Annotated in this window: 14 protein-coding genes and 1 riboswitch; of the genes, 10 read left to right on the top strand and 4 right to left on the bottom strand. The window is 72.0% G+C overall.

Annotated elements, in window-relative coordinates; all coding sequences use genetic code 11:
* Window positions 1-43: 43 nt before the first annotated feature.
* Together ACFHWY_RS04485 and ACFHWY_RS04480 are read left to right on the top strand one after the other, a co-directional pair.
* Window positions 44-1,735 (top strand): ribonuclease J, encoded by a 1,692-nt coding sequence (locus tag ACFHWY_RS04485; protein WP_416578800.1) that lies wholly within the window; start codon window positions 44-46, stop codon window positions 1,733-1,735.
* Between the two features lie 169 nt (window positions 1,736-1,904).
* A complete protein-coding gene (locus ACFHWY_RS04480; protein WP_416578799.1) occupies window positions 1,905-3,089 on the top strand; it encodes a S1 family peptidase in 1,185 nt (394 codons plus the stop codon).
* A gap of 53 nt (window positions 3,090-3,142) precedes the next feature.
* Here ACFHWY_RS04480 and ACFHWY_RS04475 read toward each other — a convergent pair whose 3' ends face one another.
* Complete coding sequence (locus ACFHWY_RS04475; RefSeq protein ID WP_416579015.1) at window positions 3,143-4,633, bottom strand: YbjN domain-containing protein; 1,491 nt, start codon at window positions 4,631-4,633, stop codon at window positions 3,143-3,145.
* Window positions 4,634-4,746: 113 nt separating this feature from the next.
* A complete protein-coding gene (locus ACFHWY_RS04470) occupies window positions 4,747-5,226 on the bottom strand; it encodes a YbjN domain-containing protein (protein WP_416578798.1) in 480 nt (159 codons plus the stop codon).
* Window positions 5,227-5,338: 112 nt separating this feature from the next.
* Here ACFHWY_RS04470 and ACFHWY_RS04465 point away from each other — a divergent pair, with 112 nt between their 5' ends.
* Complete coding sequence (locus ACFHWY_RS04465) at window positions 5,339-7,786, top strand: DNA translocase FtsK (RefSeq protein ID WP_416578797.1); 2,448 nt, start codon at window positions 5,339-5,341, stop codon at window positions 7,784-7,786.
* Window positions 7,787-7,803: 17 nt separating this feature from the next.
* Here the strand turns inward: ACFHWY_RS04465 and ACFHWY_RS04460 are convergent, their stop codons facing one another.
* Entirely contained in the window at window positions 7,804-8,031 is a 228-nt protein-coding gene (locus ACFHWY_RS04460; protein WP_092373759.1) for a hypothetical protein, read from the bottom strand.
* 81 nt (window positions 8,032-8,112) lie between these two features.
* Entirely contained in the window at window positions 8,113-8,427 is a 315-nt protein-coding gene (locus ACFHWY_RS04455) for a DMT family transporter (RefSeq protein ID WP_416578796.1), read from the bottom strand.
* Window positions 8,428-8,482: 55 nt separating this feature from the next.
* Window positions 8,483-8,550, bottom strand: a riboswitch (guanidine-III (ykkC-III) riboswitch).
* A gap of 90 nt (window positions 8,551-8,640) precedes the next feature.
* Between ACFHWY_RS04455 and ACFHWY_RS04450 the strand changes: the two genes are divergently transcribed.
* From ACFHWY_RS04450 to pspM, 7 genes are all read left to right on the top strand, one after another.
* Window positions 8,641-9,564, top strand: a complete 924-nt coding sequence (locus tag ACFHWY_RS04450; RefSeq protein WP_416578795.1) for an ornithine cyclodeaminase family protein — start codon at window positions 8,641-8,643, stop codon at window positions 9,562-9,564.
* A gap of 57 nt (window positions 9,565-9,621) precedes the next feature.
* A complete protein-coding gene (rimO, locus tag ACFHWY_RS04445; RefSeq protein ID WP_416578794.1) occupies window positions 9,622-11,118 on the top strand; it encodes a 30S ribosomal protein S12 methylthiotransferase RimO in 1,497 nt (498 codons plus the stop codon).
* 71 nt (window positions 11,119-11,189) lie between these two features.
* A complete protein-coding gene (gene pgsA, locus ACFHWY_RS04440; RefSeq protein WP_416578793.1) occupies window positions 11,190-11,780 on the top strand; it encodes a CDP-diacylglycerol--glycerol-3-phosphate 3-phosphatidyltransferase in 591 nt (196 codons plus the stop codon).
* Between the two features lie 55 nt (window positions 11,781-11,835).
* Window positions 11,836-12,360: a CinA family protein gene (locus ACFHWY_RS04435; RefSeq protein ID WP_416578792.1), complete on the top strand. Its 525-nt coding sequence runs from the start codon at window positions 11,836-11,838 to the stop codon at window positions 12,358-12,360.
* A gap of 126 nt (window positions 12,361-12,486) precedes the next feature.
* The gene (locus ACFHWY_RS04430; RefSeq protein ID WP_416578791.1) at window positions 12,487-12,945 is read left to right on the top strand and encodes a helix-turn-helix domain-containing protein; all 459 of its coding nucleotides are present in this window, start codon (window positions 12,487-12,489) and stop codon (window positions 12,943-12,945) included.
* A 183-nt stretch (window positions 12,946-13,128) separates the two neighbouring features.
* Window positions 13,129-13,995, top strand: coding sequence for a PspA/IM30 family protein (locus ACFHWY_RS04425; protein WP_416578790.1), 867 nt, complete (start codon window positions 13,129-13,131; stop codon window positions 13,993-13,995).
* Between the two features lie 22 nt (window positions 13,996-14,017).
* Window positions 14,018-14,797, top strand: a complete 780-nt coding sequence (gene pspM, locus ACFHWY_RS04420) for a phage shock envelope stress response protein PspM (protein WP_416578789.1) — start codon at window positions 14,018-14,020, stop codon at window positions 14,795-14,797.
* The last annotated feature ends 98 nt before the right edge of the window (window positions 14,798-14,895 follow it).

Here is a 14,895-nt window from a genome sequence, read left to right as displayed (position 1 = left end):
AACGATGGACGCCGGTGACGGCGTCCCAGAATGAGGTGAACGCGTGACCGAGGCGCACAACGAGGAGGCCCAACTCCCCCCGCCGCTGCCGGAAGGTGGGCTGCGGGTCATACCGCTCGGCGGGCTCGGCGCCATCGGCCGGAACATGACCGTCTTCGAGTACGACGGGAAGTTGCTGGTCGTCGACTGTGGTGTGCTCTTTCCGGACGTCGAGCAGCCCGGGGTCGACCTGATCCTGCCCGACTTCGCTCCCATCCTTGACCGGCTCGACGACATCCAGGCGATCGTGCTCACCCACGGTCACGAGGACCACATCGGTGCGGTGCCCTACCTGCTCGCCCACAAACCCGACATCCCGCTGGTCGGCTCGCAGTTCACCCTCGCGCTGGTCGAGGCGAAGCTGGCTGAGCGGCGCATGCAGCCGTACACGCTCACGGTGCGTGAGGGTGGTCGGGAGCGGCTAGGGGCGTTCGAGTGCGAGTTCTTCGCGGTCAACCACTCGATCCCGGACGCCCTCGCGGTGGCCATCCGTACCCCGGCCGGGCTGGTGCTGCACACCGGCGACTTCAAGATGGACCAGCTGCCACTGGACGGCCGGATCACCGACCTGGCCGGCTTCGCCCGGCTCGGCGCCGAGGGCGTGGACCTGCTGCTGTCGGACTCCACCAACGCGGAGATCCCCGGTTTCGTCACCCCGGAGCGGGAGATCGGACCGGTCCTCGACTCGATCTTCGCGAAGGCGCGTGGCCGGATCATCGTCGCTTCGTTCGCCTCCCACGTGCACCGGGTCCAGCAGGTCTTCGATTCGGCGTTCGAGCACGATCGCAAGGTCGCGTTGATCGGCCGCTCCATGGTCCGCAACATGGGCATCGCCCGGGACCTGGGCCTGCTGAACATCCCGGCCGGCCTGGTGGTCGGGCTGGACGAGGCGACGTCGATGCCGCCGGAGCAGATTGTGCTGATGTCAACCGGTTCGCAGGGCGAGCCGATGAGCGCCCTGGGCCGGATGGCCAGCGGCGACCACCGGCACATCACCATCGCCCCCGGCGACACCGTGGTGCTGGCCTCCTCGCTGGTGCCGGGCAACGAGACCTCCGTCTACCGGGTGATCAACCGGCTGGCCCGGGCCGGGGCGGTGGTGGTGCACAAGGACGTGGCGAAGGTGCACGTCTCCGGACACGCCCCCGCTGGCGAACTGCTCTACCTGCTCAACGTGGTCCGGCCCAGCAACCTGATGCCGGTGCACGGCGAATGGCGGCACCTGCGCGCGCACGCCCGGCTGGGTATCGAGTCCGGGGTGGCGGCCGATCGGGTGGTGCTCTGCGAGGACGGCGACGTGGTCGACCTGGTGGAGGGGCGGGCCAGCGTGGTCGGGCACGTCAAGAGCCGCTACGTCTACGTCGACGGGTTGGCCGTCGGTGACGTCAGCGAGTCGTTGCTCACCGAGCGGCGCATGCTCGGTGACGGTGGGTTCATCGCCGCCACCGTCGTGGTGGACTCGGTGACCGGCAAGGTGGTCGCTGGTCCGACCGTGTCGGCCAAGGGGTTCTCCGAGGACCCGGAGGCGTTCAACCCGGTGCTTCCGTTGGTCACCGAGGCTCTCAACCGGGCGGCGGCGGACGGGATCACCGACCCCCACCAGCTGCAGCAGATCGTCCGACGCACGGTGGGTCGGTGGGTCAACGACGCCTACCGGCGTCGCCCGATGATCGTCCCCACCGTCGTCGAGGTCTGAGGTTCGTCGGGTCGCCGGACCCGACGGCGATGGACCGCTGGACTCCGCGTCCGGCGGTCCATCGCCGTTCACGGATGAATTCGGTTGCGGTTCCCTTCAACCGTTCGGGCCGCCTGCCCGTACTCCGATCCGGCAGGCGTACCCACGCGGGCCGGGAGGAGCATGGCGAATGGACCGCAGACGATTGACAGCCATCGGTGTCGTGGTGGCGGCGGTGGGCGCGACGGTAGCGGTGACCCTGCCGTCGTTCGCCGGTGACGGCGCCGGACCGGGCAGCGCGCCGCAGAGCCGGGCGGCGGCGGGCGCGGACCAGGAACTGGTCGAGGCGATGCGCCGGGACCTGCGCCTGGACGAGTCGCAGGTGGCCGCACGCCTGAAGACCGAACGCTGGGCCAGCGGGGTGGTCGGCCAGCTCCGGTCCGACCTCGGTGTGGCCTACGGCGGTAGCTGGCTCAGCGCCGACGGCGGCGAACTCAACGTCGCCGTGACCGACCCGGAGCAGACGCAGCGGGTACGGGCCGCCGGGGCGGTGCCGAAGGTGGTCGATCGCGGGGTCGGGCAGCTCGACGCGGTCAAGAGCCGGATGGATCGTGCCGCCGCCCGGGCCGAGCAGGTTTCCGGCTGGTACGTCGACGTCGCCTCGAACGCGGTCGTGGTGCTCGCCGAGCCGGGCGCGGAGGCAGCCGGTTGGCGTTTCGTGGACCGCGTCGGGGTGTCCCGGCAGACAGTCCGGATGGCCGTCGAGGAGCAGCCCCGGCTCTTCGCCGACGTGCGCGGCGGCGAGGCGTTCCTCGTCGGAACCGGTCGCTGCTCGGTCGGCTTCGCGGTGGCCGGTGGCTTCGTCACGGCGGGACACTGCGGGCGGGCCGGTGACCGGACCACCGGCCCCGACGGTGCGGCACAGGGCGTCTTCCGGGCCTCGTCCTTCCCCGGGGACGACTGGGCCGTCGTGCAGGTCAACAACGACACCACGGTGCTGCCCGAGGTGACCGACTTCCGGGGCGGTGTCGCCCGGGTCGCCGGCTCGCAGGAGGTGCCCGTCGGCTCGTCGATCTGCCGTTCCGGCTCCACGACCGGGGTCCGCTGCGGCGTCGTCCAGGCCCGTAACGCCACCGTCCGCTACCCGGAGGGACTGGTCGGTGGTCTGGTTCGCACCAACGTCTGTGCCGAGCCCGGTGATTCCGGCGGTTCGTGGATCTCGGGCAACCAGGCCCAGGGTGTCACCTCCGGTGGCTCGGGTGACTGCGTGCGTGGCGGCAGCACGTTCTACCAGCCGGTCAACGAGATCCTGCAACGCAACAACCTGACGCTGATCACGACGCAGAACTTCCGGGCTCTAGGCAGCCGGCGCTGAGCGTCCGGGCCCGGCCGGGGAGGAATCACCCGGCCGGGCCCGGCGACCAGGCATCAGGGAAGGGCGGCGACCGCCTCCGCGTAGGCCAGACCGGTGCGGACCGTGGCGTCCACCAGCACCGTCACCTGGATCGGCGCCACCCCGTCCGCCAGGTCGGTGGTCACCTCGCCGGCCAGCACCAACTCGCCGTCGCCCGGATCGTGCACGTACGCCTTGGGTAGCAGCCGGTCCCGGTTCCATCCGTTGCAGAACGCGTACGCCTCGGCTCGTCGGGCCGCCGGTAGCCGACGCCCGGCGACCACCCGGGCGTGCAGGATGTCCCGGCGTTCTCCGGCTCGCCGGAACTGGATCACCGCGTCACCCCAGCGTCCCAGCACGGTGCCGGCGGAGTCGAGGGTGTAACCGTAGCCCCGTTCATCCAGGGCGGCTGTGATCATCGCGGTGGTCAGCGCGTCGACCTCGTCCACGGCCGGCTGCTCGGCGCCGTCCGTCGGCTCGGGCTCCTCGTCGGCGGGCAGCGGCACCGGCGCGGCGAGCGGGCGTTCCCTCAGCCAGGAGGCCATCCGGCCGGACTGGTGTCCGGTGCCGTTGCGGGCGTCGAAGCTGCCGGCCAGGCCGGTCGCGAGGGCGAGCAGTTCGCCACCGAGCTGGCTCACCGTGACCTCCGCTGCCGCCTGCCCTCGGTAGCCGGGGCGGCGTACCGACCGGTCGCCGCCCGTATCGGCCGTCAACAGGCAGATTCGTGCGCCCGCCGTGGCGAACTCCATCACCGACAGGTCCTCGTGCGGCTGCTCCAGCCGGGGCAGCTGGGCAACGACGATCTCCAGTCCGCGGTCGAGGTGGCCGCCGAGCGAACAGAAGCGCAGGTGCGTGGCGAGGTAGCTGAACCCGTCGGGCTCGGCACGGTGCCGGCGGTAGGCGAGCACGTGCGCCCGTGCCGCCTGTTCCGCCTCGCCCGTCCGCAGCCAGGGCAGCAACGCCGCGGTCAGGGCGGCCTCGGGCTGCGCCGTGCACCGGGCCGGGCCATCGAGCAGGGGCGCGAGGGTGTCGAGCGCCGCCACCCAGTCGCCCCAGCCGTCGAGCAGTTCGGCCTGGCGTACGGGCAGGCAGTCCGGGCAACCGCCGGCGGGATCGGCCGGGCTGGTCCGCCATTGGCTCAGCCAGCCCCGGGCGGCGGGTTCGTCGCCCGCCTGGTCGGCGATCCGGCAGCGCAGTTGAGCGACCAGGGCGCTGCCCGCCACGCCGGCACTTGCCTCGTCGGCCAGGCCGTCCAGAACGCTCCGGGCCTGGTCGAGGCCGATCCGGGGGCTGCCGAGCAGTGCCTCGACCGCATACCGCCGGTATCTACGCAGCGTGTCGGCGTCGGACCGGGCCGCGTCGAGGCAGTGCCGGACGGGCTCGAACAGTCGCCATCGCTCGCCGCCACGCAGGTACGTCTCGACCAGCTCGGACCACGCCTGTAGTGCGATCCGTCGATCGCCCGTCGCGTCGGCGAGGGCGGCGACCCGCTCGAGTTCGGCTATGCGCGACTCGCCGTCGGGCATGTCCCGGGCATCGGTCAGCGCGTCGCCGGGGGCACGTCCGGTCCGCGGCCCGCCGAGTGGCCTGGCGGCACGCGCATCACCGCGACCCCTGCCGCCGCTCGCCGCCGGCCCGGTCACGGATGCGCCGTTCCGGCCAGGCGGCCCACCTCGGCGGCCAGCCGGCAACCGGTCGAGATGCCCCGGTCGAGCAGCCGGTCGAGCTGGTGCGGCGTCACTCCCCGTTCCAGGTCGGCGATGACCTCGCCACAGACGCGGGCCTGGCCGTCGTCGGCGACGTGCAGGAACGCCTTGGGCCAGAACCGGTCACGGTTCCAGGTGTTGCAGAAGTGGTGCAGCGAGGGCACCTGCTCGACCGGGAAGGTGCGGGTGGCGATGGTGCGTACCTGGAGCAGCTCCCCGGCGTCGCCGGCGAGCAGGAACCAGATGTGGCTCTCCGCCCAATGGCCGACGAGCTCACCCGCCGCGTTGGTGGTCACCGCGTGTCCCCGGGTGGCCAGTACCGCGACGACGAGTTCGTTGGTCAACGGCCGCAGCACCGACGGGCACCCGGCGAACGGGTCCTCCGGGCGGTCCTCGAACTCCGGCGACCTCATGGAACACCCCCTCGCCAGGCAGATATCACGGTCGGCGGCGGGGGCCGCGCTGCGACACGCGGAGCGACCAGGAAGACCGGCTGATCGCCGGGCCCGCCGTTACGGTGATGCTATGGCGGGCCGTACCCCTCAGGCGAGTCGGCGGCGCGGCGCGTCGCCGCGCGGCGGCACGAACAGTCGTGCCCGTCAACCGGCCAAGAAGACCCGTGCGCCGGCCCGGCGCCGCGCCTCGGCGCGGGGACCGGGCCCCGCCGTGTACGCCGGGCGGGCGATCCGGGCACTGTGGATGGGCGTGGCTCACGGAGCCGGCTGGGCGGTGCGTGCCGCCGGACGGCATGCCGCGTCGGCCCGCGACCTCGACCCTGAGCACCGCCGCGACGGGGCTGGTCTGCTACTGATCGGGCTTGCCCTGCTCGGCGCGGGCGCGATCTGGTTCTCGGCGGCCGGGCCGCTCGGCGCCCGGCTGGCCGACACGGTTCGTCTCTTTCTCGGCGCCATCTCCATCGTGGTGCCGGTGCTGCTCGGCATCGGGGCCTGGCGGCTGATGCGCGGTACCGAAGACCCAGAACACCGTGGGCGGGGGTTGGTCGGCTGGGGTTCCATGCTGGTCGCCACCGCCGCGTTGTTGCACATCGGCCAGCAGCCAACCGAGCCGGGCGAGCGGGACTTCGCCGGTGGGCTGGTCGGCGCCGGCGTCGGCAGTCTGCTGGAGCGCGCGGTCACCGCCTGGGTGGCGGTGCCGCTGCTGATCCTGCTGCTCGTGTTCGGGCTGCTGGTGGTGAGCGCGACACCGATCAACAAGATTCCCGAGCGGCTCGGACTGCTCGCCGGTGCCGTGGTCGGGCAGGGCGGGTCGGAGACGGAGGAGGCTTCCGCCGCGCCGCTCCGACGGCGGCCGGCGAAGCGCACCGCGCCGGCGGTCGAGCCGGACGGGTCCGACGAGCTGGACGACATGGACCTGCAGGAGACCATTGTCCTGCCCCGCAAGGCGCCGTCGCGGGTGCCGGCGAGCCGCAAGCCGGCCGAGCCGCCGGAGCACTCGCCCGCGCCGACCCGGGCCGAACAGCTCGCGCTGACGGGGCTGGCGGGCGACTACACCCTGCCGCCGGCGAACCTGCTCGGCAGCGGGTCCGCGCCGAAGACCCGCAGCAAGGCGAACGACGAGGTGATCGCCGCGCTGACCGGCGTCTTCGACCAGTTCGACGTGGACGCGGCGGTCACCGGCTTCACCCGGGGGCCGACGGTGACCCGCTACGAGGTCGAGTTGGGTCACGGGGTCAAGGTCGAGCGGATCACCCAGCTTTCCCGCAACATCGCGTACGCGGTGAAGTCGCCGGACGTGCGCATCCTGAGCCCGATCCCGGGCAAGAGCGCGGTGGGCGTGGAGATCCCGAACACGGACCCGGAGAACGTGGCGCTCGGTGACGTGCTCCGGTCGCGTGCCGCCACCAGCGACCACCATCCGATGGTGGTCGCGCTGGGCAAGGACATCGAGGGCGGCTACGTGGTGGCCAACCTGGCGAAGATGCCGCACATCCTGATCGCGGGGGCCACCGGCGCGGGCAAGTCGAGCTGCCTGAACAGTTTGCTGATGTCCGTTCTGACCCGGGCGACGCCGGACGAGGTGCGGCTGCTGCTGATCGACCCGAAGCGGGTCGAGATGACCGGCTACGAGGGGATCCCGCACCTGGTCACCCCGATCGTGACCAACGCGAAGAAGGCGGCCGACTCGCTGGAGTGGGTCGTCCGCGAGATGGACATGCGCTACGACGATCTCGCCGCGAACGGGGTCCGGCACATCGACGACTTCAATCGGAAGGTGCGCACCGGCGAGATCAAGGCGCCGCCGGGCAGCGAGCGCGAGATGCGTCCGTACCCGTACCTCTTGGTGATCGTGGACGAGTTGGCCGACCTCATGATGGTCGCCCCGCGCGACGTCGAGGACTCGATTGTGCGGATCACCCAGCTTGCCCGGGCTGCCGGCATCCACCTGGTGCTGGCGACCCAACGTCCCTCGGTCGATGTGGTGACCGGCCTGATCAAGGCCAACGTGCCGTCCCGGCTGGCGTTCGCCACCTCCTCGCTGGCCGACTCCCGGGTCATCCTCGACCAGCCCGGCGCGGAGAAGCTGCTCGGCCGGGGAGACGGGCTGTTTCTGCCCATGGGCGCCTCGAAGCCGGTGCGGATCCAGGGTGCCTGGGTCACCGAGCGCGAGATCAACGACGTGGTGAAGTTCTGCAAGGACCAGCGTGAGCCGGAGTTCCGCCCGGACGTGCTGGCCCCCGCGCAGGACACCAGAAAGAAAATCGACGAGGACATCGGCGACGACCTGGACCTGCTGGTGCAGGCGGTTGAACTGGTGGTCACCTCGCAGTTCGGCTCGACCTCGATGCTGCAGCGAAAGTTGCGGGTCGGCTTCGCGAAGGCGGGCCGGTTGATGGACCTGATGGAGACCCGGGGCGTGGTCGGCCCGTCAGAGGGCTCCAAGGCCCGCGACGTGCTGGTCAAGCCGGACGAACTGGAAGAAGTCCTGGCAGGGATGCGGGGTAGTGGTGACTGAGCGTGCGGAGCCAAAGATCAGAGCGCGCTGAGGATCAGCATGCTCAACACCATGGCGACCACGTTGGCCGCAGCGGCGTACCAGCCGAGCGGCTTGTCACCGAGGACCGCGCCGACGACGCCGAGGACCAGACCGATGACTCCGAAGAGGATCGGGTTGAGCAGCAGCGCGAGTACCGCGCACACGAAGCCCACGATGGTGCAGATGCGGGCGGCGCTGGTCGAGCGGACGGTGCTGGTGGCCATGTCTTCCTCCGGTGGGTGAGTCTGCGTCTGCCGTCCCTGTCTACCCTGCGGACGTTCGCCACGCCCTCGACGCGGGTCGGGTCAGTGGTAGATCTTGAGGCCGACGACGCCGGCGACGATCAGCAACAGACAACCGATCCGGGCCAGGCCGGCGGACTCGCCCAGCACGAGCATCCCCACCAGGGCGGTGCCGGTCACCCCGATGCCGACCCACACCGCGTACCCGGTGCCGACCGGAATCTCCCGCAACGCGTACGCCAGGCCGGCCATGCTCAGCAGCAGCGTGATCACGAAGACCGCCGAGGGAAGCGGGCGGGTGAAACTGGCGGAGCGGTCCAGGGCGATCGCCCACGCCGTCTCCAGAAGTCCGGAGATTACCAGCACGATCCAGGCCATCGGTTCACCTCTTCGGTGGGCCCGGCCACCGGGGCCGGGACGAGTCGGGTCAACGCACGGGGCGTCTTGACCTGACCGGGTACGCCCGCGACTCGTCCGGGACGGCCGCGCAGAGCCGTCGCGGCCGACGCTAGCACCGGGAGGAACTGTGCCGGGGTGAGTTGGCTCACCCGTGATGGACCTCAACCTTGCTTCACCCTGCACGATGTATCCATGACCGTGCTCATCTCCGACCCGGCGGTAGCCGCCGCGTTGGACGCCCCGACCGCGGTGGACGCGATGCGTGAGGCCCTCCTCGCCGCGTACGACGGTCGGCTGGTGGCACCGCCCCGGGCCGCCGCGCCGCTCGGCGGCGGTCGGCTGATGCTCACCGCCGGGCACCTGGTCGGACAGTGGTACGGCTACCGGTCGTACGACACGTTCGGGCATCCGGAGAGCGAGCAGGTGGTGGTGCTGCACGACGGGCGCACCGGCGCCGTGCGGGCGGTGGCCGTGGGTGTCGAGTTGGGCTCCCGGCGTACCGGCGGGTTGGGCGGGGTCGCGGTGGACGTCCTGGCCCGGCCGGACGCGGCCACCGTCGGGGTGATCGGCGCCGGTGGCCAGGCGTGGACCCAGGTCTGGGCGGCGACGGCGGTGCGGCGGCTGCGTGAGGTGACCGTGTACAGCCGCTCCTCGGCGCGGCGGGAGGCGTTCGCCGCCAGGGTTCGGGCCGAACTCGGTATTCCGGCTCGCGCCGTGCGCACCGCCCGGGCGGCCGTGCGCGACCGGGACGTGGTGGTTCTCGCCACCACCAGCCCGGAGCCGGTGCTGACCACCGCCGACCTGAGCCCCGGTACGCACGTCAACGCGGTCGGTTTCAAGCAGCTTGACCGCTCGGAGTTCGACACCGATCTGCTGGACGCCGCTGCCGTGCTGGCTAGCGATTCGCTGGCGCAGGCGATGTCCTACACGCCCCCGATGCTCGCCGCGCAGCCGCCGTACGCGTCCCGGCTGTGCGACCTGGGCGCGATGCTGGCCGGAGCGACGTCCGGCCGCACCGACGCGGACCAGGTTTCCGTCTTCTGCTCTGTCGGCCTGGCCGGCACCGAGGTCTTCCTCCTCGACCGCCTGGTCGGGATCCTCGCCCCGGCACGCTAGGTCGTCCCGGCCGCACCCGCCGTTGCCGGAGCCGCCTGCGCCTCCCGGTACCCTCGAATGGTGGCTGCCACCTCCCCTACTGACAACTCCGGCGCCGACGGTCGCCGGGTCGCCCTGTTGACCCTGGGCTGTGCCCGCAACGAGGTCGACTCGGAGGAGTTGGCCGCCCGCCTGCATGCCGACGGCTGGCAGGTGACGACCGACGGCGAGGGCGCCGACGTGGTGGTCGTCAACACCTGCGGGTTCGTGGAGAAGGCAAAGCAGGACTCCATCCAGACACTGCTCGCCGCCGCCGACACCGGCGCGAAGGTGGTCGCCGCCGGCTGCATGGCCGAGCGGTACGGCCGGGAGCTGGCCGACAGCCTCCCGGAGGCCCAGGCGGTGCTGAGCTTCGACGACTACCCGGACATCTCTGCCCGGCTCGGCGCGGTCGTCTCCGGCCAGGAGTTCGCCGCGCACACCCCGCGCGACCGGCGCGAGTTGCTGCCGCTGACCCCGGTCGCGCGCCGCGACAGCGCGGTCTCGTTGCCCGGGCACGGCCGCGACGTCGACGTCGACGAGCACACCCCCGCGCACCTGCGGACGGTACTGCGCCGCCGGCTCGACAACGGGCCGGTGGCCTCGCTGAAGCTGGCCAGCGGCTGTGACCGGCGCTGTGCGTTCTGCGCCATTCCCGCCTTCCGGGGGGCCTTCGTCTCCCGTACCCCGGACGAACTGCTCGCCGAGGCCGAGTGGCTGGCCAAGAGCGGCGTCCGGGAGTTGGTCCTGGTCAGCGAGAACTCGACGTCATACGGCAAGGATCTCGGCGACCCCCGTGCGCTGGAGAAGCTGCTGCCGCAGCTCGCCGCCGTCGAGGGCATCGTCCGGGTCCGGGCCAGCTACCTCCAGCCGGCCGAGACCCGGCCCGGGCTGGTCGAGGCCATCGCCGGCACGCCGGGTGTGGCTCCGTACTTCGACCTGTCGTTCCAGCATTCCAGTGAGCCGGTGCTGCGCCGGATGCGACGTTTCGGCTCCACCGACCGTTTTCTGGAGCTGCTGGCGTCCGCGCGGGCGCTGGCACCGCTGGCCGGGGCGCGGAGCAACTTCATCGTCGGTTTCCCCGGCGAGACCCGTGCCGACGTCAACGAGCTGGTCCGGTTCCTCACCGAGGCCCGGCTCGACGCGATCGGCGTCTTCGACTACAGCGACGAGGACGGTACCGAGGCCGCCGGGCTGTCCGGCAAGGTCTCCGCCGCCACCGTGAAGCGTCGGTACGACAATCTCAGCGCGCTCGCCGACGAGCTGTGTTCGCAGCGGGCCGAGGATCGCCTCGGCTCGACGTTGGAGGTGCTGGTCGACTCCGTCGACGGGGCAGTCGTCGAGGGTCGGGCCGCGCACCAGGCGCCGGAGGTGGACGGCTCGACCACGCTGGTCGCGCCGGACGGCGGCGGGGTCGACCTGGCCGCGTTGCGCCCAGGTGACCTGGTCCGGGCCACGGTGACCGGTACCGAGGGCGTGGATCTGATCGCCGTGCCGGAGGAGATGATCTCGGCGGCGCCCGGCGCGGCGCGGTGACGGCGGACCGGGACGAGGCGGGGGAGACACGACGTGCGGTGCCGGGTGCGCCAGCGGAGGGGAGCGAGCAGGTGACCGGGGGGGCCGAGTCGACGGTGCCGGTGGTGGCGCGGGTGCCCGTGGTCAACGCCGCCAACGGCCTGACTGCGCTGCGGTTGCTGCTGGTGCCGGTCTTCGCGGCCTCGGTGGTCGTCTCGGGCATGGCACACGGCGGGTGGCAGATCATCGCCTGCGTGATCTTCGCGGTCGCCTCGGCGACGGATCTGGTCGACGGCTGGATCGCCCGCCGGTTCGGGCTCGTCACCGCGGTCGGTAAGGTGGCCGACCCGATTGCCGACAAGGCACTCACCGGTGCGGCTCTGCTCCTGCTGTCCTGGTACGACCGGCTGCCCTGGTGGGTGACGGTGGTCATCCTGGCACGCGAGTTGGGCATCACGGCCCTGCGGTTCTGGGTGATCCGGCGTGGCGTGATCGCCGCGAGCCGCGGCGGAAAGGTCAAGACCGCGTTGCAGATACTCGCCATCACCTGGTACCTGTGGCCGATGCCTGCGACGCTCGCCGCGATCGGTCCTTGGATTATGGCAGCGGCGGTCGCGGTGACCGTGGTCACCGGCTTCGACTACATCGCCCAGGCACTGCGTCTGCGCCGCGTCCGACGCTGACCGCCCGATCGGCCTTCCGGCGCGTGCGGCGCCGGAATCGGGAAAGATGCAGATCATGGGTGTTCGAGAGGCCGAGGGGGCGATGGGCAGCGCGGCGGCGGGGGTGGTGCACCGCCTGAGCGAGCGGCGGGAGACGGTCGCCACCGTCGAGTCGCTGACCGGCGGGCTGCTGGCCGCCACGATCGTGGAGATCGCCGGCGCGAGCGCCGTCTACCGCGGTGGGCTGGTGGTCTACGCGACCGAGCTGAAGGAGCAGCTGGCCGGCGTACCGGCGGCACTGCTCGCCGAGCGTGGCCCGGTCGATTCGGACGTTGCGGCGACGCTCGCCGAGGGCGGGCGGCGACGCTGTGGGGCCGACTGGGGCCTGGCCACCACCGGGGTGGCCGGCCCGGAGCCGCAGAACGGCAAGCCGGTCGGGCTGGTCTTCGTCGCCGTCGCCGGCCCGGACGGCAGCGAGGTGCGGCAGCTCGACCTGGTGGGCGGGCGGGACCGCGTCCGCGGTGCCGCCGTGACCGAGGCGCTGCGCCTGCTCGCCGAGCACGTCCAACTCTCGGGCACCGTAGGACCCGTCGTAAGGTAGCCGGGCGGGGTGGGATGTCGTGGCGGCGCGCAGCGGGTACGGTTGCGGGAAAGCTTCGACAGCCGGAGCCCGGTGGCATCACCGGACCGGATGGCCGGGCGAACTGTGTCCCTCAGGGGAGGTGCGATGGTCCTGCTACGCCGGGTGATCGGTGACGCACTGAGGGCGCGCCGGCAGGGGCAGCACCGCACACTGCGTGAGGTCTCTTCCGCCGCCAACGTCAGCCTTGGCTACCTGTCCGAAATCGAACGCGGCCACAAGGAACCTTCCAGCGAACTGCTCGCCGCGATCTGCGACGCGCTGGGTGCCCGCCTTTCCGAGCTGCTGCGCGAGGTCAGCGACACGGTCGCGTTCGCCGAGCAGCTGCCGGGCGTGCTGGTGCCGGTACAGGACGAGCCGGCCGATTCGTCGTCGGTCGTCGCCGGGACGCACAAGGCCACGGGCCGGGGGGTGCGTCAGGTCACCTCGAACGGCTCGGTCGCTGTTTCCGCACGCCAGGAATCTCCGCTCAAGGCAACCCTGCGCAGTTCCCGGGTCCGTTCCGCCGCCGACCGCAGCGACCGGGACGTGGTCTGCGCCGCCTGAGACGTCGCGGGCCGATGGTCGAGGTGACCGCCGCCGCGTAGGGTTGATCGCGACGTCTCCTCTCGTCGGTACGGGATGTCGTACTGGCGCCCGGCTGGGACGATGGTTGCACCATCGCCGGTGGCCGAGCTGGGACGCCGGGTCGGGCAGGTGCAGCGACGTGATTGAGGGGATACCGCGGAGATGGCGAACCCGTTCGTCAAGGGCTGGAAGTATCTGATGGCGCTCTTCGGCGCCCGACTCGACGAGCACGCCGACCCCAAGGTGCAGCTCCAGCAGGCGATCGACGAGGCGCATCGGCAGCACCAGGCGCTTGTCCAGCAGGCCGCCGCGGTGATCGGCAACCAGCGCCAGTTGGAGATGAAGCTGTCTCGGCAGATGTCCGATGTCGAGCGGTTGCAGGCCAACGCCCGCCAGGCTCTGGTGCTGGCCGATCAGGCCCGGGCCAAGGGTGACGAGACGGAGGCCGGGCGCTACGAGCAGACTGCCGGGGCCCTGGCCACCCAACTGGTCTCCGCGGAGCAGTCCGCAGAGGATCTGAAGACCCTGCACGACCAGGCGCTCGGCGCCGCCGGGCAGGCCCGCCGGGCGGTGGAGAACAACTCGATGATCCTCCAGCAGAAGCTCGCCGAGCGGTCCAAGCTGCTCAGCCAACTGGAGCAGGCCAAGATGCAGGAGAGCGTGGCCGCCTCGCTGGAGTCGATGTCGGCGCTCACCGCCCCCGGCGGCACTCCCACCCTGGACGAGGTCCGCGACCGCATCGAGCGCCGCTACGCCAACGCGATGGGCCGCGCTGAACTCGCCGGGAACTCGACGGAGAGTCGGATGCTGGAGATTCAGAAGGCCACCCTGGACACCGCCGGGTCGGCCCGACTCGACCAGATCCGGGCCAGCCTGGCCGGCGAGCAACTTGGTGCGGGCACCGAGCGTGCTGCCGCAGCCGACCAGCCGGCGGCGCAGACCGGTGACCCGGCCGTCGCCCGGCTCGACGAGATCAGGGCCAGCATGAGCCGCGATCGCGGCACCGGCGACAGCACCGCCGCCGGCTGAGCGCAGCGGTCGAGGAGCCGACGTGGCAGACGAGCGCACCCGTTACTTCCGGCGGCTGAGCAGGCTGCGTCGCTCCGCGCGTCGGTGGAGCGTACTGGCCGGCGGGCTCAGCGGCGCGACGATCGTGCTGACCCCGTACGCCGGCATCGGGCTGGCCGACGCAGCCTGGGCCGCTGCCGCGGGTGCCGCGACCGCGCTGGCGAGCTGGCGCTGGGTCGACCTACGCGCACTGGCCGCGCAACCTGCCCCGCCCGCGCTCGATCCGGCTCAGGCCGCCGCCCGATCCCGGGCCTGGCTGGTCGCCGCCGTGGAGCGGCTGCCGGCCGGGGCCGGCGTGGTGGCCGAGGTACGCCGGGCCAGGGGCAGAACCGCGTTGCGCGGCACCAGCGCGGCGCAGCCGTGGGAGCGCCTGGACCGGGCGGCATCGACGATGGCGGGGATGTCTGGCCGGCTGACCGGTCTGGCCGAGCCGGCAGTCGCCGAGGCCGCCACAGCCGAGCGGTCGCTGCGTGAGCTGGCGAACCGGGTGGCGAGCGTGGAACGCGCGGCCCGGATCGCGCCGGTCGATGCCCAAGCACCGCTGGCCGAGGCGCACCAGGCGCTGACCAGGCAGTTGGAGTCGGGGGTGGCTGCCTACGAACGGCTGGTGGTTGCTGGCGCCGGCTACCTGGCGCAGGAGTACCGGCCGGAGCAGGAACATCCCGCCGCCGCCCGGCTCACCGAGGCCACGGACCTGCTGCACGGCTTCGCTTCGGCGCTGTCCGAGCTGCGCGCGGTGGGCCGTCCCGCTGCCGCTCCCTGACACCGGCCAAACCACCGGTGGCAACGAAGCATGCGGTGCGACACCTGGATCGACGGCGCTGGCCGTTGTCGGTACCGCTACGACCAATGACGGGCCGC

Source organism: Micromonospora sp. LOL_024 (assembly GCF_048060415.1).
Lineage (GTDB): Bacteria > Actinomycetota > Actinomycetes > Mycobacteriales > Micromonosporaceae > Micromonospora.
The sequence above is the reverse complement of the archived record's forward strand: the minus strand, read 5'-3'. Positions and strand labels throughout refer to the sequence as shown.

Excerpts from the sequence above, each read along its gene's own strand:
- ACFHWY_RS04480 (WP_416578799.1), top strand. The coding sequence starts at position 1,905 with ATGGACCGCAGACGATTGACAGCCATCGGTGTCGTGGTGGCGGCGGTG.
- ACFHWY_RS04455 (WP_416578796.1), bottom strand. The coding sequence starts at position 8,427 with ATGGCCTGGATCGTGCTGGTAATCTCCGGACTTCTGGAGACGGCGTGG.
- ACFHWY_RS04460 (WP_092373759.1), bottom strand. The coding sequence starts at position 8,031 with ATGGCCACCAGCACCGTCCGCTCGACCAGCGCCGCCCGCATCTGCACC.
- ACFHWY_RS04475 (WP_416579015.1), bottom strand. The coding sequence starts at position 4,633 with ATGCCCGACGGCGAGTCGCGCATAGCCGAACTCGAGCGGGTCGCCGCC.
- ACFHWY_RS04430 (WP_416578791.1), top strand. The coding sequence starts at position 12,487 with ATGGTCCTGCTACGCCGGGTGATCGGTGACGCACTGAGGGCGCGCCGG.
- ACFHWY_RS04470 (WP_416578798.1), bottom strand. The coding sequence starts at position 5,226 with ATGAGGTCGCCGGAGTTCGAGGACCGCCCGGAGGACCCGTTCGCCGGG.
- ACFHWY_RS04425 (WP_416578790.1), top strand. The coding sequence starts at position 13,129 with ATGGCGAACCCGTTCGTCAAGGGCTGGAAGTATCTGATGGCGCTCTTC.
- ACFHWY_RS04435 (WP_416578792.1), top strand. The coding sequence starts at position 11,836 with ATGGGTGTTCGAGAGGCCGAGGGGGCGATGGGCAGCGCGGCGGCGGGG.
- rimO (WP_416578794.1), top strand. The coding sequence starts at position 9,622 with ATGGTGGCTGCCACCTCCCCTACTGACAACTCCGGCGCCGACGGTCGC.
- ACFHWY_RS04450 (WP_416578795.1), top strand. The coding sequence starts at position 8,641 with ATGACCGTGCTCATCTCCGACCCGGCGGTAGCCGCCGCGTTGGACGCC.
- ACFHWY_RS04465 (WP_416578797.1), top strand. The coding sequence starts at position 5,339 with ATGGCGGGCCGTACCCCTCAGGCGAGTCGGCGGCGCGGCGCGTCGCCG.